Annotated in this window: 22 protein-coding genes and 1 pseudogene; 15 read left to right on the top strand and 8 right to left on the bottom strand. The window is 50.5% G+C overall.

What is annotated here, in order from left to right:
• The first annotated feature begins 160 nt into the window (after nt 1–160).
• Both UNDKW_RS03900 and UNDKW_RS03895 read left to right on the top strand, forming a co-directional pair.
• The gene (locus tag UNDKW_RS03900) at nt 161–952 is read left to right on the top strand and encodes a DNA/RNA non-specific endonuclease (protein ID WP_162057666.1); all 792 of its coding nucleotides are present in this window, start codon (nt 161–163) and stop codon (nt 950–952) included.
• A gap of 174 nt (nt 953–1126) precedes the next feature.
• A complete protein-coding gene (locus UNDKW_RS03895; protein ID WP_162057665.1) occupies nt 1127–2356 on the top strand; it encodes a Yip1 family protein in 1230 nt (409 codons plus the stop codon).
• Between the two features lie 192 nt (nt 2357–2548).
• Here UNDKW_RS03895 and UNDKW_RS03890 read toward each other — a convergent pair whose 3' ends face one another.
• Nucleotides 2549–3100 (bottom strand): sterol desaturase family protein, encoded by a 552-nt coding sequence (locus UNDKW_RS03890; protein ID WP_162057664.1) that lies wholly within the window; start codon nt 3098–3100, stop codon nt 2549–2551.
• Between the two features lie 275 nt (nt 3101–3375).
• Here UNDKW_RS03890 and UNDKW_RS03885 point away from each other — a divergent pair, with 275 nt between their 5' ends.
• Entirely contained in the window at nt 3376–4410 is a 1035-nt protein-coding gene (locus tag UNDKW_RS03885; protein ID WP_162057663.1) for an OmpA family protein, read from the top strand.
• A 117-nt stretch (nt 4411–4527) separates the two neighbouring features.
• Here UNDKW_RS03885 and UNDKW_RS03880 read toward each other — a convergent pair whose 3' ends face one another.
• Together UNDKW_RS03880 and UNDKW_RS03875 are read right to left on the bottom strand one after the other, a co-directional pair.
• On the bottom strand, nt 4528–4839 hold the full coding sequence (locus UNDKW_RS03880; protein WP_162039842.1) for a BON domain-containing protein: 312 nt from the start codon (nt 4837–4839) through the stop codon (nt 4528–4530).
• An 87-nt stretch (nt 4840–4926) separates the two neighbouring features.
• The gene (locus UNDKW_RS03875) at nt 4927–5469 is read right to left on the bottom strand and encodes a hypothetical protein (RefSeq protein WP_162039841.1); all 543 of its coding nucleotides are present in this window, start codon (nt 5467–5469) and stop codon (nt 4927–4929) included.
• 81 nt (nt 5470–5550) lie between these two features.
• Here UNDKW_RS03875 and UNDKW_RS31055 point away from each other — a divergent pair, with 81 nt between their 5' ends.
• From UNDKW_RS31055 to cls, 7 genes are all read left to right on the top strand, one after another.
• Entirely contained in the window at nt 5551–5961 is a 411-nt protein-coding gene (locus UNDKW_RS31055; protein ID WP_370529081.1) for a CsbD family protein, read from the top strand.
• A 50-nt stretch (nt 5962–6011) separates the two neighbouring features.
• Entirely contained in the window at nt 6012–6497 is a 486-nt protein-coding gene (locus tag UNDKW_RS03865) for a hypothetical protein (protein WP_162057662.1), read from the top strand.
• A gap of 44 nt (nt 6498–6541) precedes the next feature.
• Entirely contained in the window at nt 6542–6862 is a 321-nt protein-coding gene (locus UNDKW_RS03860; RefSeq protein ID WP_162057661.1) for a hypothetical protein, read from the top strand.
• Nucleotides 6863–6959: 97 nt separating this feature from the next.
• The gene (locus UNDKW_RS03855; protein WP_162039838.1) at nt 6960–7112 is read left to right on the top strand and encodes a DUF3309 family protein; all 153 of its coding nucleotides are present in this window, start codon (nt 6960–6962) and stop codon (nt 7110–7112) included.
• Between the two features lie 39 nt (nt 7113–7151).
• A complete protein-coding gene (locus tag UNDKW_RS03850) occupies nt 7152–7478 on the top strand; it encodes a hypothetical protein (protein WP_162039837.1) in 327 nt (108 codons plus the stop codon).
• Between the two features lie 54 nt (nt 7479–7532).
• Entirely contained in the window at nt 7533–8588 is a 1056-nt protein-coding gene (locus tag UNDKW_RS03845) for an NAD(P)-dependent alcohol dehydrogenase (protein WP_162057660.1), read from the top strand.
• Between the two features lie 64 nt (nt 8589–8652).
• Nucleotides 8653–10026 (top strand): cardiolipin synthase, encoded by a 1374-nt coding sequence (gene cls / locus UNDKW_RS03840; RefSeq protein WP_162057659.1) that lies wholly within the window; start codon nt 8653–8655, stop codon nt 10024–10026.
• Between the two features lie 122 nt (nt 10027–10148).
• On the opposite strand, the gene UNDKW_RS03835 is transcribed toward cls, so the two are convergent.
• The 4 genes from UNDKW_RS03835 to UNDKW_RS03820 form a co-directional block, all read right to left on the bottom strand.
• Nucleotides 10149–10340, bottom strand: a complete 192-nt coding sequence (locus UNDKW_RS03835; RefSeq protein WP_162039835.1) for a hypothetical protein — start codon at nt 10338–10340, stop codon at nt 10149–10151.
• A gap of 371 nt (nt 10341–10711) precedes the next feature.
• The gene (locus UNDKW_RS03830; protein ID WP_232063227.1) at nt 10712–11296 is read right to left on the bottom strand and encodes a BON domain-containing protein; all 585 of its coding nucleotides are present in this window, start codon (nt 11294–11296) and stop codon (nt 10712–10714) included.
• Nucleotides 11297–11326: 30 nt separating this feature from the next.
• The gene (locus UNDKW_RS03825) at nt 11327–12259 is read right to left on the bottom strand and encodes an OmpA family protein (protein ID WP_162057658.1); all 933 of its coding nucleotides are present in this window, start codon (nt 12257–12259) and stop codon (nt 11327–11329) included.
• A 94-nt stretch (nt 12260–12353) separates the two neighbouring features.
• A complete protein-coding gene (locus UNDKW_RS03820) occupies nt 12354–12740 on the bottom strand; it encodes a DUF4398 domain-containing protein (RefSeq protein WP_162057657.1) in 387 nt (128 codons plus the stop codon).
• A gap of 366 nt (nt 12741–13106) precedes the next feature.
• On the opposite strand from UNDKW_RS03820, the gene UNDKW_RS31050 reads away from it, so the two are divergent.
• The 3 genes and pseudogenes from UNDKW_RS31050 to UNDKW_RS31040 all read left to right on the top strand — a co-directional run bounded on the left by UNDKW_RS31050 (nt 13107) and on the right by UNDKW_RS31040 (nt 21883).
• Entirely contained in the window at nt 13107–15533 is a 2427-nt protein-coding gene (locus tag UNDKW_RS31050; protein ID WP_370529080.1) for a hypothetical protein, read from the top strand.
• Nucleotides 15534–15541: 8 nt separating this feature from the next.
• Entirely contained in the window at nt 15542–17728 is a 2187-nt protein-coding gene (locus tag UNDKW_RS31045; RefSeq protein WP_370529079.1) for a glucoamylase family protein, read from the top strand.
• Nucleotides 17729–17784: 56 nt separating this feature from the next.
• A pseudogene (locus tag UNDKW_RS31040) lies at nt 17785–21883 on the top strand (GH36-type glycosyl hydrolase domain-containing protein).
• Nucleotides 21884–22151: 268 nt separating this feature from the next.
• On the opposite strand, the gene UNDKW_RS03810 reads toward UNDKW_RS31040, so the two are convergent.
• Nucleotides 22152–22955, bottom strand: coding sequence for a beta/gamma crystallin-related protein (locus UNDKW_RS03810; RefSeq protein ID WP_162057656.1), 804 nt, complete (start codon nt 22953–22955; stop codon nt 22152–22154).
• 258 nt (nt 22956–23213) lie between these two features.
• Here UNDKW_RS03810 and UNDKW_RS03805 point away from each other — a divergent pair, with 258 nt between their 5' ends.
• Complete coding sequence (locus tag UNDKW_RS03805) at nt 23214–23555, top strand: four-helix bundle copper-binding protein (protein ID WP_162057655.1); 342 nt, start codon at nt 23214–23216, stop codon at nt 23553–23555.
• 112 nt (nt 23556–23667) lie between these two features.
• Nucleotides 23668–25239, top strand: a complete 1572-nt coding sequence (locus UNDKW_RS03800) for an oleate hydratase (protein ID WP_162057654.1) — start codon at nt 23668–23670, stop codon at nt 25237–25239.
• Nucleotides 25240–25284: the final 45 nt, after the last annotated feature.

Below are 25284 nucleotides of genomic sequence, written 5' to 3'. Positions count from 1 at the left end.
TTGAAAATCAGGCGATTCACTGAGCAACAAGATACCCCGAGGAAAATCATATAGAATCCAGCCCTTTTGCATTTTACTCAATTTACCTGTCTCTGGACTTGCCAGACAATCAATCTGCTTCGCTCAGGAAATCCCCCGTCCGGCACCCGCCTTCATATACATGCTAAAAAAACTCGCCAAGCTTAGTCCACTGCTCGTTTTTGCTGTTATCAGCCTCTCCTTTGTTGATCTTTCTTTTCTGGATAATGCTGTTTTTAATTTCCCCGGCCAGGCCACAGGGGAATTTGCCGGATGCCGCCAGTTCTTTGCCAAGGGGTACGTTCCAGCTCTGCCTGTCTCTGGCAACATGCGCCCGCGCGCCCTGTGTTTCTCGGCATTTGCAGTCATGCATTCAGGCAAGAGTCACACGCCCATCTATGTCGCTGAAAGATTGAATCGCCAGATCATCTACAAGGCCAGGGAAAATGTACGAAGTGACCAGTTCTATGCCGACGCCAGGCTACCCCGTGCAGAAAGGGCCGAACTGGATGACTACAAGGGTTCTGGCTATGACCGTGGGCATATGGCACCGGCTGCCGACATGGCAGACAGCACCGCCATGGCGCAGAGCTTTTCGCTGGCGAATATGGTGCCACAGGCGCCAGTGAACAACCGCAAGACCTGGGCTGCCATAGAAAAAGCCACACGCCAGTATGTGCTGCGGGCATCGGGTGATGTGTATGTGATTACCGGCCCGGTTTACGACTCACGTCCAGCGACAATTGGAAACAATAAGATTTGGGTGCCCAGACACCTGTTCAAACTGGTCTATGACCCGGCGATCGGTCGCGCCTGGGCATACTGGGTAGAAAATACAGACGAGGCACATGCCAGCAAACCCATAAGCTACAAGGACTTGGTCAATAAAACCGGGATACAGTTCCTGCCACTGGCGGGAAATGATGATAGCTAGCAAGTCTTGAGATTCATAGTATGGAAAACAGCAGAAAAGCGCTTTATTTTGTCCTACTTGCAAAAAACTGTAATAAACTTTGTCGCTTAGTGAAAAGATAAGTAGCCTGTTTTCTTCAGTTTTCCTGTTTTGGGTCGCAGATACCGGCCCTGCCCTTTATTAAAGGAAAAACCCATGAATCTCGTAGAACGCGCGAAAAATATCACCCTGACGCCAAAAACAGAATGGCCCGTCATCGCTGCTGAAACCACCAGCACGGCAGACATCTTCAAGAACTACGTCGCCCCTCTGGCTGCCATCCCTGCTGTTTCCAGTTTTATAGGCATGAGCATTATCGGGTTCAGCGTCCCCCTGCTGGGTAATATAAGACTGCCCATCCTCACCGGCATCACAGCGATGGTGATGAGCTTTGTATTCGCCTTGATCGGTGTTTATCTGATATCGCTGATCATCGATGCCCTGGCACCTCAATTTGGTGCAGAGAAAAATCCTGCACAGGCCCTGAAGGTGGCGGCCTATTCTTTCACACCTGCATGGCTGGCAGGCATACTCTCGCTCTTGCCATCTCTGAGCATGCTTGGCATTCTGGCCGGCGCGTATGGCATTTACCTGCTTTACCTGGGCCTTCCTGTGCTGATGAAAGCTCCCCAGGAAAAAGCAGGCGCTTACACCGCCGTATCTGTTGTCTGTTCCGTTGTGATGATGGTTGTATTCAGCATGGTCATCGGCGCAATTGGTGGCAGCGGCATGTATGGTGCCGCCAGCATGCATGCCTCGCGCAATTCTGCCGCCAACAGCGGCGCGCTCGGTGAGCTGGAAAAAATGGGTCAGAAAATGGAAGAGGCCAACAAAAAGATGGAGGCTGCTAAAAAATCTGGTGACCCCCAGGCTGAAATGAAAGCCGCAACTGAAGCAATAGGCGTTGCACTGGGTGCTGGCAACCAGGCAGAAGTGGTCGATAAAGACAAGCTGAAAGCCCTGTTCCCGGAAGCCATAGGCGGTTTGAAACGCAATAGCCTGGAAGGTGAAAAATCTGCCATGGGCGAATTCAAGGTTTCCAAGGCAGAAGCCCGCTACGGTGATGAAAACAATCATCAGATCAGAATGACGATCACTGACACTGGCGGCAGCAAAATGTTTGGTGCCATGTTTGCCTGGGGCATGATGGAACAAGACAAGGAAACCGATACTGGCTATGAAAAAATGGGCAAGGTCAATGGCCGCCCCACCCATGAAAGATTCCAGAAAGACGGCCCATCGGGCGAATACAGCCTGCTCATCGCTGGCCGCTTCCTGGTAGAGGCACATGGCGATAATGTCGATATGGCGACCATCAAGACTGCCTCGGCAGCTGTCGGTTACGACAAACTCGAAGCGATGAAGAATGAAGGTGTCAAGCAATAATGCAGTCAGTAGTAGCAACAAGCGGTCTGCAGACGATTGCTTCAAATAGCAACAACCATGCTCACATGAGGCAATGGGTTGATGGCTGATATAGCTTGATGTCCTGACTATCAAATACTGCTGTAGTCATGACTGCAGCAGTTGATTTTCACTGCGCAACCGCAGATTTACCAGCCTCGCAGTTTCCCCCTTTCATTTCCTTCCGTTACTGCAAAAAACCTCATCCCAGAAACCGGTGCTCACACCAAAACACACAGGGCGAGCGTCCACATGATGGTGACGTGCATGCCAGATTTTCCTTTCCTTTAACCAAGAATGATTTGCTTTCCAATGGTGGGTAGCGTGATGGGTAATCGTATAAAACAAATATCCCCCTGTCAGACCCAAAGTCAGCGCGCAGGCCCGTAACAAATTTCCCAAAAGTATGGCGGGAGTGAAAACCAAAATAACGATCAAAGTCAGACTCAGAATAGTCGGCGTTCCAATTAGTGCAGAAGGACGGGCATGATGCAACGCATGCCACCGTTTGAATGGCTGCAGGCCGTGGAGTATGAACCGGTGCAGGAAGTATTCTATAAAAGTGGATGCAAACAAGCCGACAAGCACAAATATGACTACCTCAGCCAACTTGCGCAAAGGAGTGCTCAAGGTCAAAAAAATCAATAAGCAAGTTACTGCAATGCCATACAAAATAAAATCGGTCAGGTAAGCGGCCTTACTGTGTTCCAGAGAAAAAAATGCCATGTAGATCCTGTTCGGTTGAATTCAATTTTCAATACTCCACTATCATGGGCCAAAACTTCGGTCTACTCAGTGCGATGACACACATAGGCAACAGCTCGCTACGCCAATTCCTTAGCTATTCAACTGCTAAAAAAACCACATTTGTGCGTCAGCGCACCGATGAAAGTCGGCATTCTCTCTAATCTCGCATGCAGGATTTACTAATAAAGTGAAATCCCGTTTTTTTTTGCACAAATCATTTCGCCCCCCATCTTTTTTAATTGGAAAGAGTATTCATGAACAATCTAAAAACAATTCCTGCAGCCCTGGCCTGCCTGTTTTGCGCAAGCACAGCAATGGCCGAAGACTACAATCCTTCCTGGTATATAGGTGGCAGCGTCCATGCTGCTGAAACAGATGAAACTTTCGGTGCGGGTAACCGCGGCTATGGCGTGGGCCTGCGCCTCGGCAAGCCTCTGTCAGAAAACTGGGATGCGCAAATCAATACCAACTACACGCGCGCCACTGACGATGGCAAACGCTATCAACAAAATGCGCTCGGAGTTGATCTGCTGTATCTGTTTTCTCGTGAAGCATTCCGCCCTTACCTGGTCGTGGGTATCGCTGCCAACCGCGACAGAAGCAATGGTGGCCTGAAGGCAGGCGACAGTACGGCACCGGCAGCCAGCGCAGGTCTGGGCGCACAATTTTCCCTCAACGATCAATGGTCTGCCCAGGTCGAATGGCGCAAAGTGCATGGCTACCTGCACAATAATGACTTTGGCTTTAGTCAGGCCAGCAATTCTCATCTGTCATTTGGTCTCAACTATGCCTTTGACAAGCCCAGGGTTGCAGCCAGACCTGTAAGTTATGCACCAGCACCACCTCCAGAACCTGTCGTCGTGCAAGCTCCACCACCACCTGCACCAGTCGCACCACCGCCACCGGTCTATCAAAAAATAACCCTGTCTGCGACGGAATTGTTTGCTTTTAACAGTGCGGTACTAAGTACTCCGCAGCCAAAACTTGATGACATCGCCGCAGCACTGAATGCCAATCCACAAATCAACCAGGTGGTGATTACCGGCTACGCAGATCGCATAGGTTCAGACAAATACAATTTGAACCTGTCGGAAAAACGCGCGAATTCTGTCAAGACCTATCTGAACAATAAGGGCATTGATGGACAAAGACTGAACGCCATAGGCAAAGGCGAAAGCAATCCTGTGGTCGTGTGCAATAACAAGAAACGTAGCGACCTGATCGCTTGCCTGGAACCCAACCGTCGCGTGGAAATCGAGCAATTTACCGTTGAACAGCGCATCAAGTAAAACAAACAGGTAACATACTTATGCAAGACGGGAGCCATGGCTCCCGTCTTTTGTTATTCCGGCAAAAGAAAACGCTGTCAATCTGCATTGACAGCGTTTTCCCATGCGAAGACCGGCTTATTTCAAGCGCATGTCATTTTTCACGGAGCGCACGCCCTTGACATTGCGTGCAACAGACACAGCTTTTTCAATATTGGCACTGGAAGTCACGAAGCCGCTAAGCTGCACAACGCCTTTGAATGTTTCAACATTGATTTCCATGGATTTCAATGTTGGCTCATTGAAAATTTCTGCCTTGACCTTGGTTGTGATGACGGAGTCATCAACATATTCTCCCGTTCCTTCTTTTGTCGATGTGGAAGCGCAGCCAGCGATTACCAACATGGAACCGACGAATACCATAGCCATCATGCGTTGAGCGATTTTCATTTTTATCTTTCAGAGATTAATTACATTAAGTGAACACCAAGCCGGCTGATACGCATTGCAACGGCACGGCTTTGGGGTTAAGCCGGTTTACTTGCCAAACTTTGATTTTGCTGCTGCGACACAATTGTCTTTACCCTGGCCCGACAAGGCATCACATTTTTCTATGGCGACCTTGTACTCTGCGTTGACCTTATCGTCATTGGCATCCACGCGGGCATCGATGACTTTTTTGTCTGCTTTGGCATTTGATACGGCGGCAACCTTATTGGACTTGGCCTGCTTGATGCAGACATCCTTGTCATTTCCGCTCATGCTTCCGCACTTGGCTTTTTCTACGTCATAGTCAGCATCAGCGATGTCTTTTCTTGCGCTTGTGCGTGCGGCTACCGTATTTTTATATTCTGCCTTGGCATTTGCTTCAGCATGTACGCGGGCAGCCTTTGCTTCGGCCAGGCAAACATCTTTGGGATTGCCGGTAATCGCGTCACATTTACTTTTGGCGAGTTTGAACTCGGTACTTGCAGCCTCTTTCGCGCCTGTATAGGCAGTTGATTTTTCATCTGCAGCAAAGCTGGCGGCGCTGCTCAGGGTGGCTGTGCAAAACAGCATCATGGCGATTTTTTTATTCATATATTCCCTCTTAGGTGTGAGTTTTAAACATTAAACAGATAGGCTATCTGCAATCAACAATTGCAACGTCGGAAAAGTCCGATGCCTTATTTTGATATCAGTCAGATCACATATCTGTTCGGTATCGAACATTGCCCAAGAAATATTTCTTTACCCGGCAAGCGTCTTTTTTTCACGATTTTCTTTTTAGAGTGTGCCAGCGCACAGATGAGGTTGGCGGAAAGGCATAAATTTGTCATGCATCATCAGAGCAAGTTTTTCTCAAAAAAGCATTTATTAACCTTACCAGGAAAAATCATGAACAAAGACCAGATTAAAGGCGCCGCTAACAACATCGCGGGCAAAGTACAGGAAGGCACAGGAAAAATCCTAGGCAGCAAGGAGCAGGAAATAAAAGGAATTCAAAAACAGGTTGTAGGCAAAGCACAGCAAATCCTTGGGGATGCCCATGAGGCCATAGATAAAGCCACCAAGAAAATTACCCGCCCATAAGAACTGGCCTGGTCTTCCATGAACCACTAATTACCAGAGGAGCAGACATTATGATCACAGCCAATGACTCGCAAACACTGAACATGAGAAGCCTAGAAGGTAAATCAGCAGGGCAGACTGCACACAATCTGCCGAAACATCTTTATGCGCGACGCAGCGATTTCAAGGGACAAATCATGGAACAGATGGATTCTCATTCCAGCATCAGCGCTGGTACGGGCATAGGTATGGCGGTTGGATGTGTGCTTGGAATGATCAATGCAACGCTTGCAGTGCTGATCTCGCCGTTCTTTATCCCCGGACTCGGCTTGTTGGTAACCCAACCTATGGCAGCTGCTCTAACAGGTGCGGGAATAGGAATTGTTTGCGGCGCTGTCATCGGAGCCTTGCTGGGCTGGGGCATTACCAGTCAAAAGTTTGAGCAACTGGAAACAGAACTCGAATCCAACAGCAAGTTTTTGACGACAACCAACACCAGCGACCAGCAAAGACTCGAAGCATGGAAGGCTCAACATGGCGAATATGCCAATATTTGAGTCATGTTTGGTAGATAAGAACGCATCCTTGAGGGAGAAATACCATGATGGCCAAACATGATGCCAAACGTGATGCCAAACGTGATGCATACATAGCCAGCATCAAGGCACAGCTGGATGAACTCAATTTCGGCATGACAGACATGGAAGAAAGAATTACTGCCTCAAAAGAAGTGATGCGATCGCATTATGCAAAGGAGATGGAAAAACTACATATCCAGGCACAGCATTTAAGTGAAAAGCTGGATGAAATCAAATCTGCCAGTGAAAGCAGTTGGGAAAGCATGATCACCACGACCGAGCAGCTACGTGATGCCTTTGTCAATTCCTGCCACTATTTTAAAGCGCAACTCAGGGATGAATAATTCCTGATTGCAGCAATCAGCGTCAACCGGGGAAACCACTTGATCCTCCCATGGCACTGAATGCTGTATTGGCTATACCAATCCTATGGGCTAAACAATGAGCACTATACTACTCGTCATCCTTATCCTTGCCCTGATCGGCCTGTTTCCGACCTGGCCGCACAGTCGTTCCTGGGGTTATGGGCCCAGCGGTGTCACTGGCCTGATTGTGATTATTCTCATTATTTTATTGCTGACTGGTCGTTTATAGAGTTGATCAGAACCGTCATTTTTACTTTGAGGAGTTATCATGAAAACGAAAACAATACAGCTTGCGAAAGGCATTCTTTTTGCAATGATTACTTGCGCGATGTCTGGCCCGGCACTAGCCGTGGATACTGACTCTACAGCCATTGCCCAGCGCGGAGACCCGGAGCGCTGGTACCAGGAAGAAATGACGCCCATGGCTTATTTCAAGACATTGAAAAAGGAGGCAGAAGCTGTTTATCAGTTGTCAGTAGCTGAATGTAAACGTGCAGAGCGCAGTCAGCAAAGCACCTGCCTGCGTGAAGCTAAATCAGTCATGCAGCAGGATATTGCTGACGCCTATAGAAAATCGGGCATACGTCCGCGCTGAAAAGAAAACTCATTTCATTTAAGGAGATGAGGTCCATTCTGATAAGGAAAAGCAATGCCGACGATGAAAGCAGCAGTCTATCTGCGCCCTGGTAAGATCGCGATAGAAGAAAAACCCATACCTGTACCTGGCCCCGGTGAAGCACTCATCAAGATCACCACGACCACTATTTGCGGTACTGATATCCACATACTAAAAGGTGAATATCCAGTTAAGCCCGGTTTAACCATAGGACATGAACCGGTTGGTGTGGTAGCTGCACTGGGTGCTGGCGTGACTGGCTATGAGCTGGGTCAACGTGTCATAGTTGGTGCGATCTCACCGTGCGGGCAATGTTATTCCTGTCTCGATGGTCAGCATTCGCAATGCGGTGGTAAACCTGCAGGCGGCTGGCGCTTTGGCAATACTATCGACGGCTGCCAGGCAGAATACCTGTTGGTGCCATATGCGATGAGCAATCTGGAAGTAATACCAGATGGTTTGACCGATGAACAGGTGCTGATGTGCCCGGATATCATGAGCACAGGGTTTGGTGGAGCAGAAAGTGGCGACATCAAGATCGGTGACACGGTCGTCATCTTCGCTCAGGGGCCGATAGGTCTGTGTGCAACTGCAGGTGCCAAATTGCGCGGGGCCAGTCTGATTATTGCAGTCGATGGTGTGGCCAGTCGTCTCGACATGGCGAGGACGCTGGGAGCAGATATCACAATTGACTATACCAAAACTGACCCATTAACAGAAATCATGCGCCTGACCCATGGCCGTGGTGTGGATGTGGCGATTGAAGCCCTGGGTACACAAATGACTTTCGAAAGTTGCTTGCGAGCATTAAAACCTGGCGGAAGATTATCAAGCCTGGGTGTCTATTCGAGCAAGTTAAGCTTGCCATTGGATGCCTTTGCTGCGGGCCTGGGTGATCACAAAATCATTACCACCTTATGTCCGGGCGGCAAGGAGCGTATGCGCCGTCTGATGAATGTTGTCAAATCAGGACGCGTCAAGCTTGATGCCATGGTGACCCATCGCTTTAAACTCGATGACATAGAGCAAGCCTATGACTTGTTTGCCAATCAGCGCGACGGCGTATTGAAAGTTGCTATCACAACCTGACTCTCTCAAAGGACACTACGTGGCCGCTCACCAAAGATTGCCATCTCATTTATTGATGAGTTCTATGAGCATAGCCATCCTTGTTATGCTCAATGGCTGCAGTTCACTGCCAGAAGTCAATTATCTGGAGCCTGTCCTTGACCAGCCACAAAAAACTACATCAGCCAAACCCACCATCAATAATGGCAAGGGCGAGCTAAGCACATCGAAAGCCCAGGCACTGATGCGGCAGCGGTGGAAAACTTCTGGCGCTGGCCTGGCCAATATGCAAGCCCTGGCAGCGCTGGAAGAAGCTGTTACCGGTAGCCCGCTCATTGCTGGCAACCAGGTTACTTTGCTATTTGATGGTCCACAAACCATGAATGCAATGATGACCGCCATCAGACAGGCAAAAGACCATATACACCTGGAAACCTATATCTTTGACCAGGATGAACTGGGCCTGGAATTCGCCAGGCTGCTCATAGAGAAACAACAAGCTGGGGTAGAGGTTAATATCATCTATGACAGTGTTGGCACCATAGGTACGCCGCAATTTTTTTTCGATAATATGAAAGCAGCCGGCATACATCTGATGGAGTTCAATCCGGTCAATCCGACGAAACTACAGGGCCCATGGTCGCCCAACCGGCGCGACCACAGGAAAATACTGATCGTCGATGGTGAAGTCGCCTTCACAGGAGGCGTCAATATCAGCGCCAGCTATGCGAACAGCTCTTTATTCCGATCAAAATCAAAAAATCCTGACAAGATTGGCTGGCGCGATACCCACATACAGATCACCGGACCAGCAGTGGCTGCACTGCAATGGATATTCCTTGAAACATGGATCAATGTCGACGACAAACCGCCTGCTGACAGGCTGTATTTCCCGGCCTTAAAAAACCAGGGCAATAAAATGGTCAGGGTACTTGCCAGTGAACCAGAAAGTAACCCGGCCATCTACAAAGCCTATTTACTGGCGATACAGGAAGCCAGGAATAGTATCCATATAACGTCAGCCTATTTTGTACCGGATGCACAAATCTTAAAAGCCTTGATCGCTGCAGCCAAACGTGGTGTGGACGTGAAAATCATCATGCCTGGAGTGACTGACAGTGGCCTGGTGTTTCACGCTGGTCAATCTTTTTATGATGAAATGCTGGCTGGCGGTATCAAAGTGTATCAACTGAATACTTCTGTATTGCATGCAAAAACCGCCGTCATTGACCAGGTCTGGTCAACCGTGGGTTCCACCAATATTGATACCCGCAGTTTTTTACACAATAAGGAAGTCAATGTAGTCGTCATTGATACCGAGTTTGCAATAGCGATGGAGAACGCCTTCAAAGAAGACTTGCGCCTGTCTACCGAGGTCACGCTGGAAACCTGGCAACAACGTCCGGCAATGATCAAACTAAAAGAATGGCTGGCCAGACGGCTTGAATACTGGTTGTGAAAACCTGATACTTTGCAGACAGCTCTTGCACATCAACAAAGGCAGTTACTATCCTTTATCACCAGCAAGCAAGAGCGGGCTCAATGAGAGCTCACTCCTGCCAGCATTAATCTTAACAAGAATTATTTTTTCGCGTCAGATCCGGGGATCTTGACCACTTTCTGTGGTGTGATTGAAATGGCCACCGGGTCACTGGCCGGAAAACCTTCATCCAGTGCCTCATCGAGATCATCTTCCTTCTTCTGTATGATTTTCTTTTTTTCTTCTGGTTCAGGTTTAACAGGCACCCGCTTTTCATTCAATTCATTTGTCATGATATTTTCTCAATTAGATAAACCAATACTTCCCCACATCCATAAATAATGCGGGGAAGCAAGATGCGGCCAATGCGTATCAGCTTTAGTGACTAGAACTCATTTCATAAATATGAATGAGGTGCGTTTGCCTCATAACGCGAAATGGCAATGCGGACACGGCAGTTAATGCTTGCATCATCAAAAATAAATTCTATGTTATCTGGTACACGTCATGAGGCAAACCCTTAGTGAACTAACGATTTGGGCGCATTGCTGCGTGCAGTTTGCTTCCTTACGCTTGCGAAGGCGGACGCCTTAGCTGCGCGTCACGCCTTGCACTGCATCCCAAATCGCCTTGTTCGCACTCATCCCTATTTATGAAATGAGTTCTAGTTTTTAACCTTGAGGTTATTGATCACGCTTTGCACGCCAGAGACACTTTTCGCCACTTCTATTGCATGCGTTGCCTGCAACTCGCTATCAACAAAACCGCTCAGTTGCACCTCTCCTTTGCGGGTAACGACGGCGACATCCATGCTTTTCATTTGGGCATCCTGCAGCATCGCTGTCTTTATGCCAGCAGTGATAACACTATCGTCGATCTTGTTACCGACAGTTTGTTTGCCTTCTTTCAGGACGAGTTTATTATCGACTTTCTTGACGCCTTCGACCGCCATTGCTACAGCAGCACTGTGGTCGATTTGCGCCTGGTTGTCGGCAAAGCCACTCAGCAAGACTTCACCCTTGCGGGTTTCAATTTTGACGTCGGCACCCTTGATGATATCGTCAGACATCATCGCAGTTTTGACTTTAGTCGTGATGACAGAATCATCAATTTCCACGCCAATAGTCGTGGACGCATTTGGTGCGGCACCATCTGGCGCTTTATTGCAACCCGCCAATATCAGCAAAGAAGCAGATAGCACGGGCAAGATATATTTGGTACGCAATGTGGTAGACATTAGGTAGCTCATGATTATTCCTTTCCTTTTTGAGTCTGGTAATTAGCGCGGCAGGATCTTGCCGTTGGCATCGGATAAAATGATCTCTACGCGACGATTGAACTGGCGATTTTGCGCTGTATTATTTTCAGCTACAGGGAAGGTTTCGCCGTAGCCCTTGGTTTCAATACGGTCACGTGATACACCCATCAACACCAGGGCACTACGCACAGCATTGGCACGACGTTCTGACAGATCCTGGTTATGTGCATGTGAGCCTGTATTGTCAGTATGCCCTTCAACCAGCACTGTTCTTTGCATATTGTTTTGCAAGACCGTCGCCAGTTTTTGTACGGTGCGCATACCGTCCGGGTTCAATTTTGACTGATCCACACCAAACAACACATCCCCCAGGGTAATCACGATACCTCGTACCGTCGTCTTGGCTTGCAAATCTGCCAGTTGTGATTCAAGGGCTGCATTACGGTTTTGCATTTCCAGTGCTTTTGCCTGCTCTTCCTGTGCTCTGCGCTGGGCTTCGCTTGCTTCGCCCTGGGCTACTTGCGCAGCCAATCTTGCCTGATCAGCTTGTACCTTGGCCTGATCTGCCTGCATTTTTGCCTTGTCTGCTTCATTGGTGCGTTGCTCCAGACGGATCTGGTCGCGGGCTTTTGCTGCATCGGCAACCGCTGCTTCTGCCTGTTTTTGTTTTGCGAGTTCTTGCGCAATGCCTATTTTCTGTTTGGCGAGATAAGCCAACCTGTCAATTTTTTCTGAGCTCTCGTTGTCTTTGGCAGCATTATTGGCATCATTCATTGCCACATCGGCCTGACGCATTTCCAAAGGTGCCAGAGTCTGTACATTTGGATTATTTTGTGCCGCCTGATAATCCATGCGGGTCTGGTCCAGCAAGCTGGTAGTTTTTGGAACAGTACTACATGCTGACAACACCATCGCTGTCATCAACATGACTGGTGCGAAGATTTTCTTATTCATGATTTTTCCTTAAAGATGTATATGCAGACTCTATGGAAGAGTTACTGACAATGTTTTGCAAATGCATGTTCTTATTGCTCTTGTTGCTCGTTATTTATTGCTTGCTATTGGCGCGTTGCAGCTCTTCACGCAAAACACGGATATCGTCTTGCAGTGCATTAGCAGCTTTTTCCGCCTTTGCAGAATTAGCTTTGGCCTGCGCCAGCTTGGCATCAGCCTGAGCCTGAGTAGCCAGGTCATTTGCCAGCTTATAATCTTTATCTTGCATGGCCTTGTTTGCCAATGCGAGTTTTTGGCGCGCAGAACTCATCTCAGCTGGAGCAAATTCACTTCCACCAGCTACCGCTGCGTTATCGACTGCTTCTTTAGAGACTGCGACTTCTGCCGTCGCTGGCGTTTTCATGCTGCTGGCGCAAGCAGTCACCATTAATACGCTTACACTGCAGGCGGTCAAAAGACCTGTTTTCAATTTATTGTTCATTTTTTTCTCCGGTAGATAAGTATCTTTACTCTCGCAAGCCACATTTTTTGTGATCTTCGCCGTCTTTATACAGCCCACCCTAAACCTTGGTCTGTTCGTTGCCGCACACTGAAAAACCGGTATTGAATGCGCGCAACAATGCCTGCTAAAGATCACTGTCAGAGGAATGCGTCAAGCGCGTATGTACGCTAACGAACTTACACACAGATGCTGATGTTTTACTATCAGAGCACAGCTGCTCTCATAGGTCATGCCATCGTTTTTGCGTCTGGAAAATTCATCTTGCAAAGATGGTCGAAGGTGTGGCAGCGACGACCGCTCACTACGGTCACTGACAAATCCCCAAAAAAGAAAGAAGTGTGCGATTTGAAATCAGCCAAAGATATGCTGTCATCCAGCCTGCATCAGCTAAAGAATGTCCTGAAATACAGTCAGCTGCGCTTGCGCACCTATGTTGCACAGACTGCACAGACTGGGGCAGAACTGCCTTTACGTGCCGACCTCTACAGCGCTCTGCAAATGGAGCAGCATGGACGCATACTGGCGAACAGCCACAAGCTGAGTTCTGTTTTTGGACAGGACCAGCTCTTGTCACGGTTGGCTGACAATCATGATGTGATCATGAATGCCTGTACCTTGCTGACCGAAGCCATCAAAGACGGCAGGCCGGTGACGCCTGCTGCTGCCTGGCTCCTGGATAACTATTACCTGATAGAAGAACAGATACGCACCGCTAAACGGCATTTGCCAAAAAATTACAGTAAAGAGTTGCCACGGCTACTGCGGGGTAGTTCGGCGGGTCGCCCGCGCGTGTATGACATTGCACTGGAAACCATTTCCCATGGCGACGGCAGGGTTGATCCCGAAAACCTGAGCCGCTTCATCAATGCATATCAGCTGGTATCAGTATTGAAGCTGGGGGAGCTGTGGGCCATACCCATCATGATCAGGCTGGCGCTGTTAGAGAACCTGCGCCGTGTCGCCACCAATCTGACCACGGCACATAATCATCGCAATCTGGCTGCCAAATGGGCTGATGCGATGACCGAGACTGCAGAGAAAGACCCGAGCAACCTGATCTTGCTGGTGGCCGACATGTCGCGTTCAGGGCCGCCCCTGGACAGTTCTTTCGTGGCAGAGATGATCAGGCGCCTGCAAGGTCAGGGGCCTGCCCTGGCACTGCCTCTGAACTGGCTTTCGCAACGCCTGGCAGAGACCGGGCAAACCATAGAACACCTGGTGCAGCTGGATTCACAGCAACAGGTCGCTGATCAGATTTCCATCAGCAACAGCATAGGCAGTCTGCGCTTGCTGACATCGATGGACTGGCGCGAATTTGTGGAAAACATGAGTGTCGTAGATCGTTGCCTGCGTGATGATCCATCCGGTATTTATGGTTGCATGGATTTTGCCACACGAGATCTGTACCGGCATGCTGTCGAAAAAATTGCCAGGCACAGCAGTTTCTCTGAAGCAGATGTGGCACATAATGCACTGCGCTTTGCGCGCGAGGCTGCCATCAAACATGGTCAAACTGCGCGCAATGCGCATATCGGTTATTTCCTGATAGGCAAAGGCCGGGCAGAGCTGGAACGATCAACAGCCATGCAACACAGTTTACCTGAAGCCATCAAACGGGCAGCACGTGAATCCGCCCTGAGTCTGTATCTGGGCAGCATCCTCATTATAAGCCTGCTGAGCACTGGCTTATTCCTGCAGCAGCTCAGGCATACTGCAGTGAACCCTTACTTGCTGACATGCTTTATCGTCGTCAGTCTAATCGCCAGCAGCCAGTTTGCCTTGTCGATGGTGAACTGGCTGGCCACCTGCATTGCCCTGCCCCACCCTTTGCCGCGCATGGATTATTCGCTGGGGATACCTCTGGAATCAAGCGCACTGGTCGTAGTACCAACGATGCTCTTCAACACGCAAAATATCGATGCCCTGTGCGAGGCCATGGAAGTGCGGTTTCTGGCAAACAGCGACGCCAATCTGCGTTTTTGTCTGTTGACTGATTTTGTCGATGCCAGCCAGGAACACCTGCCGGAAGACGAAACATTATTACTCCATATCACCCATAACATCGAAGCATTGAATGAGAAATATCCGCGCCCTGATGGCGATTATTTTCTGGTCATGCACAGGCCAAGGGTGTGGAATGCACAAGAAAAAACCTGGATGGCTTATGAGCGCAAGCGCGGCAAACTTGGTGCCTTGAATGCCTATGTACTTGGATCAGGCAAGCAAGAATTCACACACATCATTGGCAATACTCTTGGCCTGGAGCACGTCAGATATGTCATTACACTAGACACGGACACGGAATTACCCCGTGATGCCGCCCGCAAATTCATTGCCACCATGGCACATCCATTGAACCGGCCGTACTATGACGAGAAGCTGCAGAGAGTGACTGAAGGCTACGGCATTTTACAGCCGCGCGTGGCAGTCGCCCTGCCATCCAGCAATGCCTCATTCTATGAATTGTTATGCGGAGGCGAAGCAGGCATAGATCCTTACACACGCAGCGTATCTGATGTCTACCAGGATGTATTTGATGAAGGCTCATTCATAGGCAAGGGTATTTATGATATCGCCATATTTGAGCACGCCCTTAAAAACCGCATGCCTGAAAACCGCATACTCAGCCATGATTTGCTGGAAGGATGCTATGCACGTGCTGGTCTGTTAAGTGATGTGCAATTGTATGAAGAATATCCGTCCAGTTATCTGGCTGACATGCGGCGGCGCCATCGCTGGATAAGGGGGACTGGCAGATTGCCTCGTGGCTAAAAAGCAAAGTGCCAGGCATCAGGGATGAAGCCAGCGGAGTTTCGAGCCTGCACAGCAATACATTGTCACGTCTGTCACACTGGAAGTTATTCGATAATCTGCGCCGCAGCATGGTACCACTGGCGCTGAGCGCATTTTTACTGATAGCATGGACTTGCTTTGCACATCCGTGGTTCTGGACTGCAGCCGCCCTCGGTTTTTTACTGATTCCGGCTGTCAGTGCATTTTTATGGAATTCGATTAAAAAACCGGACGATGTATTCTTTCGCCAGCATTTGCAATCATTGCTGCGCGCCAGCATCCAGCATGTCACTCATGCATCGCTGAGCCTGATTTTTTTGCCTTATGAGGCATGGATCAATCTGGATGCCATCCTGCGCACACAATGGCGCATACTGGTTTCACACCGACGCTTGCTGGAATGGAATCCATCGACGATCAGCAACCATCAGCACAAGAACAGTCTTTGGAATAATGTGCGCAGCATGTGGATAGCGCCGGTATTTTCCATCATGGTTGTCATGCTCCTGCAGCGGCTGAATTCTGCCGCCCTGCTGGCAGCAGCCCCAATTTTGTTGTTGTGGTTTCTCTCTCCCTGCATCGCGTACCAGATAAGCAAGGCCAAACAAAGGCGTGAATCCCGTTTGAGCGCAACACAGCTTGAATTCCTGCAAACCACGGCGCGCAAGACCTGGCTGTTTTTTGAAACCTATGTCGGCCCTGAAGATAACTGGCTGCCACCTGACAATGTGCAGTTCCAGCCTGTGGGTGTGGTGGCACACCGCACTTCGCCAACCAATATAGGTTTGTCTCTACTGGCCAATCTGGCTGCCTATGACTTTGGCTATATTCCCGCAGGCCAGCTCTTGCAACGCACACAAAATACCTATGCCAGCCTGACAAGGCTGGAACGCTATCAGGACCATTTCTATAACTGGTATGACACCAGGACGCTACAACCCTTGCAACCTCTGTATATATCAACGGTAGATAGTGGCAATCTCGCTGGTCATCTGCTGACTTTGCGGCCAGGGCTGACAGAATTGATTGACGCCCCGATTTGCCAGCCACGACTGTTTTGTGGTTTGCATGATACCTATCTGCTATTGCGCAACTCCGTGAGTACGGGCATAGCGAACAGACTGGCTGAATTTGAAACTAACCTCGACGTGCTTTGCCTGGGCGTACCCAGATCCCTGATCGTCATCTATGACTGTCTGAATCGCCTGACACATCAGGCAGATGCTTACCTGTCCAGCGTAACCGTGACTGGGGACAATGCCAGCCATATCTGGGCGAGCGCCCTGAGCAGACAAATCAGAACGCAATTGGAAGAATTGCTCTATCTGGCACCATGGCTGAGCCTGCCCGACCCTACCCGGTGGATACATGCATTTCCGCTGCTTGATAGCGTCCCCAGCCTGCGCGAACTGACGCAACTGGGCCTGGATTATGTCTCGCCTACCGAGGGCGGTATCCCGCTTGATCAGGCAGCACAGGTAGAAAACCATAATACGGAATTGGCACGCTTGCTGGTGACAGCCCGAAAGCGCGCGAACGAACGCGTCCTGCAAATTGAGCAGCTGGCACAGCAAACCATGGAATTCGCCAGGATGGAATATGATTTCCTCTATGACGCCAGCACACATTTACTGACCATAGGCTATAACGTCAACGAGCGCAGGCGTGACAACGCCAGCTATGACCTGCTGGCCTCAGAGGCCAGGCTGGCGACTTTCGTCGCCATCGCCCAGGGCAAAATCCCGCAGGAAAGCTGGTTCGCACTGGGACGCCAACTGACGATAGCCGGAGGAGAGCCGATCCTGCTATCCTGGAGTGGCTCGATGTTTGAGTACCTGATGCCCTTGCTGGTCATGCCAAATTTCCAGAACACCTTGCTGGATCAGACTTATCGCTCGGTCGTCCAGCGCCAGATCGAGTATGGTCAACAGCGCGGTGTGGCCTGGGGCATTTCAGAGTCCGGCTACAATACTTTCGATGCGCATCTGAATTATCAATACCGTGCCTTTGGTGTCCCTGGCCTTGGCTTCAAGCGTGGACTGGGTGATGACCTGGTGATCGCACCCTATGCTTCCATGATGGCACTGATGGTCGCCCCGGAGCAAGCCTGCAGCAATCTGGAACAATTGTCGGCACTGGGCTTCGAGGGGTATATGGTTATTTCGAAGCGATAGACTATACCCCGGCACGTTTGCCACGCGGGCAAACACATGCATTGATACGCTCTTTCATGGTCCATCATCAGGGCATGGGATTCTTGTCCCTGGCCTATCTGCTGCTTGAGCAGCCTTTGCAAAAACGCTTCGCGTCCGACCCTTTGTTCCAGGCCACCATGTCATTGCTGCATGAGCGCATCCCCAAGGCCAGTGCAGTGTATTCCAATACTACCGAACTGGCAGACATACGCAGTGCCAGCAGCGGTCAGGAAATTCCTTTACGCGTCTTACATCATGTCAATACCCGCACGCCAGAAGTGCAATTGCTGTCGAATGGGCGCTATCACGTGATGATCAGTAGCGTTGGTGGCAGTTATAGCCGCTGGAATGATCTGGCCATCACCCGCTGGAATGAAGACAGCACCAGGGATCACTGGGGTACTTTCTGTTATGTGCGCGATGTCAGCAACGGCCGTTACTGGTCCACGGCATTCCAGCCATGCCTGGTCAATTCGCCTTCCTATGAAGTCATTTTCTCTGAAGGCAGGGCAGAATTCCGCCGCAGTGACAACAATCTCGACATGCATACCGAGATCGTGGTTTCGCCAGAGGATGACATAGAGCTACGTCGCACCCGTATTGTCAATCGTTCACGTCACCGCCGTACCATAGACTTCACCAGCTATGCAGAAGTGGTGCTGGCACCGGCAGCCGCAGATGCCATGCATCCGGCATTCAGCAAGCTGTTTGTAGAGACAGAAATCCTGGATGCACAGCATGCAATCTTGTGCAGTCGCCGCCCACGCTCAGTCGATGAAAAGATACCCAGCATGTTCCACCTGATGGCCTTGCACGGGGCCAGTCTGGACAGTGCCTCGTATGAAACCGACAGGGCAAAATTCATAGGCCGTGGCAACACTTTGGAAGCCCCGGCTGCGATGCGTGTCAGCCGCTTGTCTGACAGCCAGGGTTCGGTACTTGACCCTGTCGTTGCCATCCGTTATCAGATCACACTGGAGCCGGAACAGGCAGTCACGCTGGATGTCGTCACTGGCGTGGCAGAAAACCGTGAACTTTGCATCGCGCTCATCGACAAATACCAGGACAAGCACCTGGCTGATCGCGTCATCGAACTATCCTGGACACATAGCCAGGTAGTATTGCGCCAGCTGAATATCAGTGAAACCGATGCGCAACTGTACGGGCGTCTGGCAAATTCTGTCATCTATATGAATCCACTCCTGCGTGCCGATGCCAGCATACTGAGCCGCAATCACCGCGGGCAATCTGGCTTGTGGGGTTATGCAATATCCGGTGACTTGCCCATCGTGCTGCTACAGATCAACCACCAGGATCACATAGAACTGGTCAGGCAATTAGTGCAGGCACATGCCTACTGGCGCTCCAAAGGGCTGGCCGTTGATCTGGTGATCTGGAACGAAGACCACGCCACCTACCGCCAGGCCCTGCAGGAGCAAATCATGGGCATGATTTCCTCAGTCATCGGCACCCATGCGACAGAGCGCCCTGGGGGTATCTTTGTCAGGATGGCAGAACAGATATCACCGGAAGACAAGACCTTGTTCCAGGCCGTCGCCAGGGTGATACTCAATGATCATCGTGGCAGTCTGCTTGAACAATTAAACCGGCGCGATCTGGTGGAGTTGCGCGCCCCAAAACTACTGCCAGGCAAGACTGTTCATCAACGGGGCGGATATCAGTCACAGACAGACAGCAGGTTGAGTCAAGTACCAGGGAAATTGCAAAATTTCAATGGCCTGGGAGGTTTTTCTGAAGATGGCCGTGAATATGTCATCACCACACGGGAAGGACAGGTAACCCCAGCCCCCTGGGTTAATGTACTGGCCAATCCGCATTTTGGCAGTGTCATTTCAGAAAGCGGGCAAGCCTATACCTGGGCCGAAAATGCCCATGAATTCCGCCTCACTCCATGGAATAATGATCCTGTCTGCGATAGTAGCGGTGAAGCCTTTTATATACGCGATGAAGATACCGGGGAGTACTGGTCCCCACCGCCCTGCCCTGCCGTGGCAGCGGCGATTACGTCACCCGGCATGGCTTTGGCTACAGTGTATTCACCCATGAAGAACAGGGCATACTTACTGAGCTGACTGTGTTTGTCAGCATTGATACAGCAGTCAAATACTCGGTACTGCGCATCACCAATGAATCTGACGAGCTAAGAAAATTGTCGGTCACTGGCTATGTGGAATGGGTATTGGGTGACTTGCGGCCCAAGTCTCTGATGCATATCGCAACAGAAATTGATGCTGCCAGTGGCTGCGTAATTGCGCGTAATCCTTACAATACAGAATTTCCTGCGCGCAGGGCTTTCTTTGATCTCGATGGTAGTGGCCGCAGTGTCAGCGGTGATCGCAATGAGTTCATCGGCCGCAACGGCAGCCTGCGCAATCCGGCTGCAATGGACAGACAGCGCCTGTCCGGCAAAACTGGTGCCGGACTTGATCCCTGTACGGCCTTGCAACAGGAATTTGAACTCAACCCGGGACAGGAAAAACGCATGGTATTTGTGCTGGGCTCGGTAATTGCAGAAAACGGTAACGTCACCCAATTCATACAGCAGCACCGGGGAATTGCTGCCGCCGACCTGGCGTTGAGCAAGGTGCATGCATACTGGCGCAATACGCTGGACACAGTGCAGGTTACAACGCCCGACCAGGATTTGAATTTACTGGCCAACGGCTGGCTGCTGTACCAGACCATCGCCTGCCGCCTGTGGGCACGCAGCGGTTATTACCAGTCGGGGGGGCTTTTGGTTTCCGTGACCAGTTGCAGGATAGCATGGCGCTGGTGCATACCGGACAAACGCTGGCGCGCGAACAGATACTCTTGTCTGCAAGCCACCAATTCTTCGAAGGTGATGTACAGCACTGGTGGCACCCTCCCGTTGGCCGCGGTGTGCGTACCCATTGCTCTGATGATTATCTCTGGCTGCCCTTGGCCGTCGCACGCTACGTCAACAGCAGCGGTGACCTGGGCATACTTGATGAAAAACTGCATTACCTGGAAGGGCGCGCAGTGAATCAGGAAGAAGACTCTTACTATGACTTGCCTGCCAGATCCGCAGCAGCTGGCAGCTTGTATGAGCATTGTGTGAAGGCTATCGAGCACGGTTTGCGGTTTGGCAGCCATGGCCTGCCCCTGATAGGCTCTTGCGACTGGAACGATGGCATGGACAAGGTAGGCCATCTGGGCAAAGGGGAAAGCGTGTGGCTGGCTTTCTTCCTGCATCAGGTTTTGACAAAATTTTCTGCTATTGCACTGTTGCGTCAAGACAGCGCATTTTCAAGCAAATGCCTGGAGCAGGCCCGTCAGTTATCAAAAAATATTGATGAACATGCCTGGGATGGTGCCTGGTACAGGCGAGCTTATTTTGATGACGGTGGAACACTGGGGTCGGCACAAAATGCTGAGTGCCAGATAGATTCGATTTCCCAAAGCTGGGCCATACTGTCTGCGGCGGCAAACCCGCAAAGGGCTACGCTGGCGATGAAGGCTCTGGACCAGCGCCTGATACGGCGCGACAAGCAGATCATACAATTACTTGACCCTGCCTTTGATTGTTCTGGACAGAATCCCGGCTATATCCGTGGATATGTACCGGGAGTACGTGAGAATGGCGGGCAATACACACATGCCGCGATCTGGACTGGCATGGCATTTGCCAGGATGGGCGATGCCGCCCGGGCCTGGGAGGCATTCAATATCATCAACCCCATACATCATGGCAATACAGCCGATGCAATCGCCCGCTATAAGGTAGAACCCTATGTCATCTGTGCCGACGTCTATGCAGTAGAGCCGCATACAGGCCGCGGCGGCTGGAGCTGGTATACAGGTTCGGCGGGCTGGATGTATACCTTCATGATGGAATCATTGCTGGGATTAAGACGTGAAGGCAGGCACCTGAGCCTGACGCCATGCGTACCTCCGGGATGGAGCCAATTCAGCCTGCGCTATCAGCATCTGAGCAGCACTTATCAGATCACGGTCAAACTCAGGGATGTGGCGTATGGGCAAAGCCTGCTGTTCATTGACGATATCGCCATGGGGAATTTGCTCATCCCGCTGATGGATGACCAGCGAGAACATGTGGTCGAGCTTAATTATGTCCAGCCTGCCCACGAGTAAGACAACCTGTGCCTGAGTTCTGGACTTAATGACAGTAGTTCATGGTCCCGATTCATGGTCCCGATTTATGGTCCCGATTTATGGTTCTTGTTTATGGCCTTCGTTAGTGTGCCGGGTCAAAACCAGTGCACTTAAACCCCGTCCACAAGGACGGGTTTATTTTCAGGCAGGCTTGCCAGTGCATTTGCGTAGTACCTGGCCACGAGAAAAAAGCCAGATGTTTTTCAACATCTGGCTTTTTTCTGATCAAGCTACTTGTTCAATTCAATTACTGCCTTGGTTCACCATTCCTGTTCACGGCAATGGTAGGTCCTGGAGGAGAGCTCATCTGCACATGATGCTCAGTACCGCGATAGTTATAAGTCACATCCCAGTATTCAGGCTTGGTGCTGGCCACAGTCTGGCAACGGCGTACATCGCGTTCATAAGTACCACCATTACTGCGTCCCGCATTGGCACCCAGTGCACCACCAGCGACAGCGCCGCCAGCCGTTGCCAGGTCACGCCCGGTGCCGCCACCTACCTGGTGACCTAGTATGCCACCTATCAGTGCGCCAGCAATCGCGCCACCTACATTCGGTTCACTGCGCTCAGACTGTACTTGCTGGCGTTCTATCCAGCAACGTTCATTAGGCGGACCTACTACGGCCCGCACTGAAGTCACAGGAGCGTCATACACGCCTTCGTTTGGACGACGGCGATAGTCATAATTAGGTGAACTCAGGGGCGCTTCCATCTCATTATCGTAACGACGCCTGTTGCTGATAGGGCGAACGGAAGAGATGCGGTTATTCATGCCCATGCCCGCAAGGGTATCGTAACTGCCACGGCTCAGTATCATGCAGCGGCCACCGAAATTAGCATCGTCACAGACTTCCCAGCGGCCATTAGTGACAACTACGGATGAAGCCAGGTCATTAAAGCCGCTGTTGCGGAAATTATTTTGTGGTCCGTTGGCGCTGAAGGTGCGGCCGCGGAAGCCCTCGCCTTCATAGAATACAATTTGCGCACTGGCATGGGCGACCAGCAATAGGCTGGATATACCAACGATGAATTTTAATTGTTGTTTCATTTTTTACTCCAAGGTTGAAATCAGGACAAAGCCAGGGCAGATATTTCCATACCGGGGCAGCATGGAATACAGCATCACTGATTCCAATAATACGGTCTGTACGCTGGCACACATAATCATTCCGCCCGACAAGTCATTCCCGGACGGGATCGCCAACTCTTCAATATAGCGCCATGTACGTCAGCGCACATTCAATTTCATCAATGCAGCGTATAAATGTTTCAAGCAAAGCCTAATCCTTTATCCAGGAGACCCCGCATGAAACTCTCGCCCCTAAATGAGAAAATGGAACAATGTCTTGCCAATTGCCTGGCATGTCATCGGGTTTGTACTGCAACGGCAGCCCATGTCATGCATGGCGACAGCCACCATAGTGAAGTATTGCATCTGGTCAGCCTGCTCGACTGTGCACAGATTTGCCTGGTGCATGCAGACTTCATGGCACGCCGTTCACCTCATCATATGCATCTGGCCAAAGAATGCGCAGAGATTTGCCTGTCTTGCGCCACTTTCTGCGAAGCCCACGCAGACGCCGACGGCATGATGCGCGAATGTGCACAAGCCTGCCGCACCTGCGCAGATAGCTGCAGTGAAATGTAAGGCTCTGGCCAGCACAAATTCCATCTTTTTTGTGATAGCGCAAACCATGCTGTGGTCCGCGTGCGAGCATATATCACACTACACAAGCTGACCCAATACATCAAGGAAATTCATGACAAGTAATATAAAAGCATATTTGATCGGTGCTGGCATAGGTTCACTGGCAGCTGCCGCGTTTATGATACGCGACGGAAAAGTTCAGGGCAGCAATATTGCCATCTACGAGGCTACGTCCTTACTCGGTGGCAGCCTTGACGGCGCGGGCAATCCTGATCAGGGTTATTCCCTGCGCGGTGGCCGCATGCTGACGACCGACAATTACGAATGCACCTGGGATTTGTTCAAATCCATCCCTTCACTGCACAATCCTGGAAGATCGGTATTTGAAGAAACGGTCGAATTCAACGAACATTACAAGTCCAACTCCAAAGCCCGGCTGGTAGACAAGCGCCGCGCCAAGGTGCCGGTATCATCTATGGGTTTCTCCATGCAAGACCGCATGGAATTGCTCAAGCTGAGCCAGGCAGATGAGGCAGAGATGGGCAACAGTACCATTACTGACTGGCTGTCGCCTTCTTTCTTTGAGACAGAATTCTGGTTCATGTGGGCGACCACGTTTGCTTTCCAGCCATGGCACAGCGCTGTCGAGTTCAAACGCTATCTGCACAGATTCATGATGGAATTTTCGCGCATAGAAACTCTGGCTGGTGTGAAACGCACTATCTACAACCAATATGATTCGCTGGCATTACCACTGCAAACCTGGCTGAAACAAAATGGAGTGCAATTCATCACGAATTGCCAGGTGCAAAAACTGACACATACTGTGATCAATGAGCAGTTCCAGGTTACTGGTCTCGAATGTCTGCGTGACGGCGTGGCAGAAAGCATCACGGTTGCTGATGGTGATCTGGTTTTCCTGCAAAACGGTTCCATGACGGACGCGTCCAGCCTGGGCTCAATGAGCAGTGCGCCGGAAAAGCGCAGCAAAATGGATAGTTGCGGCTGGCGCCTGTGGGAACAGCTTGCGACTGAAAGGCCTGACATGGGTAATCCTGCCGCCTTTAATAACTGCATCGCCCAGTCCTGGTGGGAATCGTTCACGGTCACGGTCAAGGATCCGCGCTTCTTTGACCTGATGCAAAAATTCAGCGGCAACGAAGCCGGTACGGGCGGACTGGTGACTTTCAAGGATTCCAACTGGCTGATGTCCATCGTGCTGGCACACCAGCCGCACTTCATTGATCAGCCAGCTGATGTTCAGGTATTCTGGGGTTATGCGCTCTACCCTGACCGCATCGGCGATTATGTGGCGAAACCCATGAGCGAATGCAGTGGTGCAGAAATTCTGCAAGAATTGCTGGGCCACCTGCGCTTTGATGTCGAAGTCTTTGATAATGCCAATTGCATCCCTTGCCGCATGCCTTACATCACCAGCATGTTCATGCCCCGCTCAGTTGGCGACCGTCCTTTGCCTGTGCCGCCAGGTACAAAAAACTTTGCCTTCATCAGCCAGTTTGTCGAAGTGCCGGACGATGTGGTCTTTACGGTGGAATATTCAGTGCGTGCTGCGCAAATGGCAGTGTATCAATTACTGGGTGTAAACCGTGAAGTGCCACCAGTCACGGCCCATGACAAGTCCATGGGAACGCAATTTGAAGCCCTGATCAAAGCTTTTAAGTAAGTAGCTGTCAATCGCAATAACAATGCAGTCCCATCGTGGGGCTGT

This window comes from Undibacterium sp. KW1 (genome assembly GCF_009937955.1).
Lineage (GTDB): Bacteria > Pseudomonadota > Gammaproteobacteria > Burkholderiales > Burkholderiaceae_D > Undibacterium.
The sequence above is the reverse complement of the archived record's forward strand: the minus strand, read 5'-3'. Positions and strand labels throughout refer to the sequence as shown.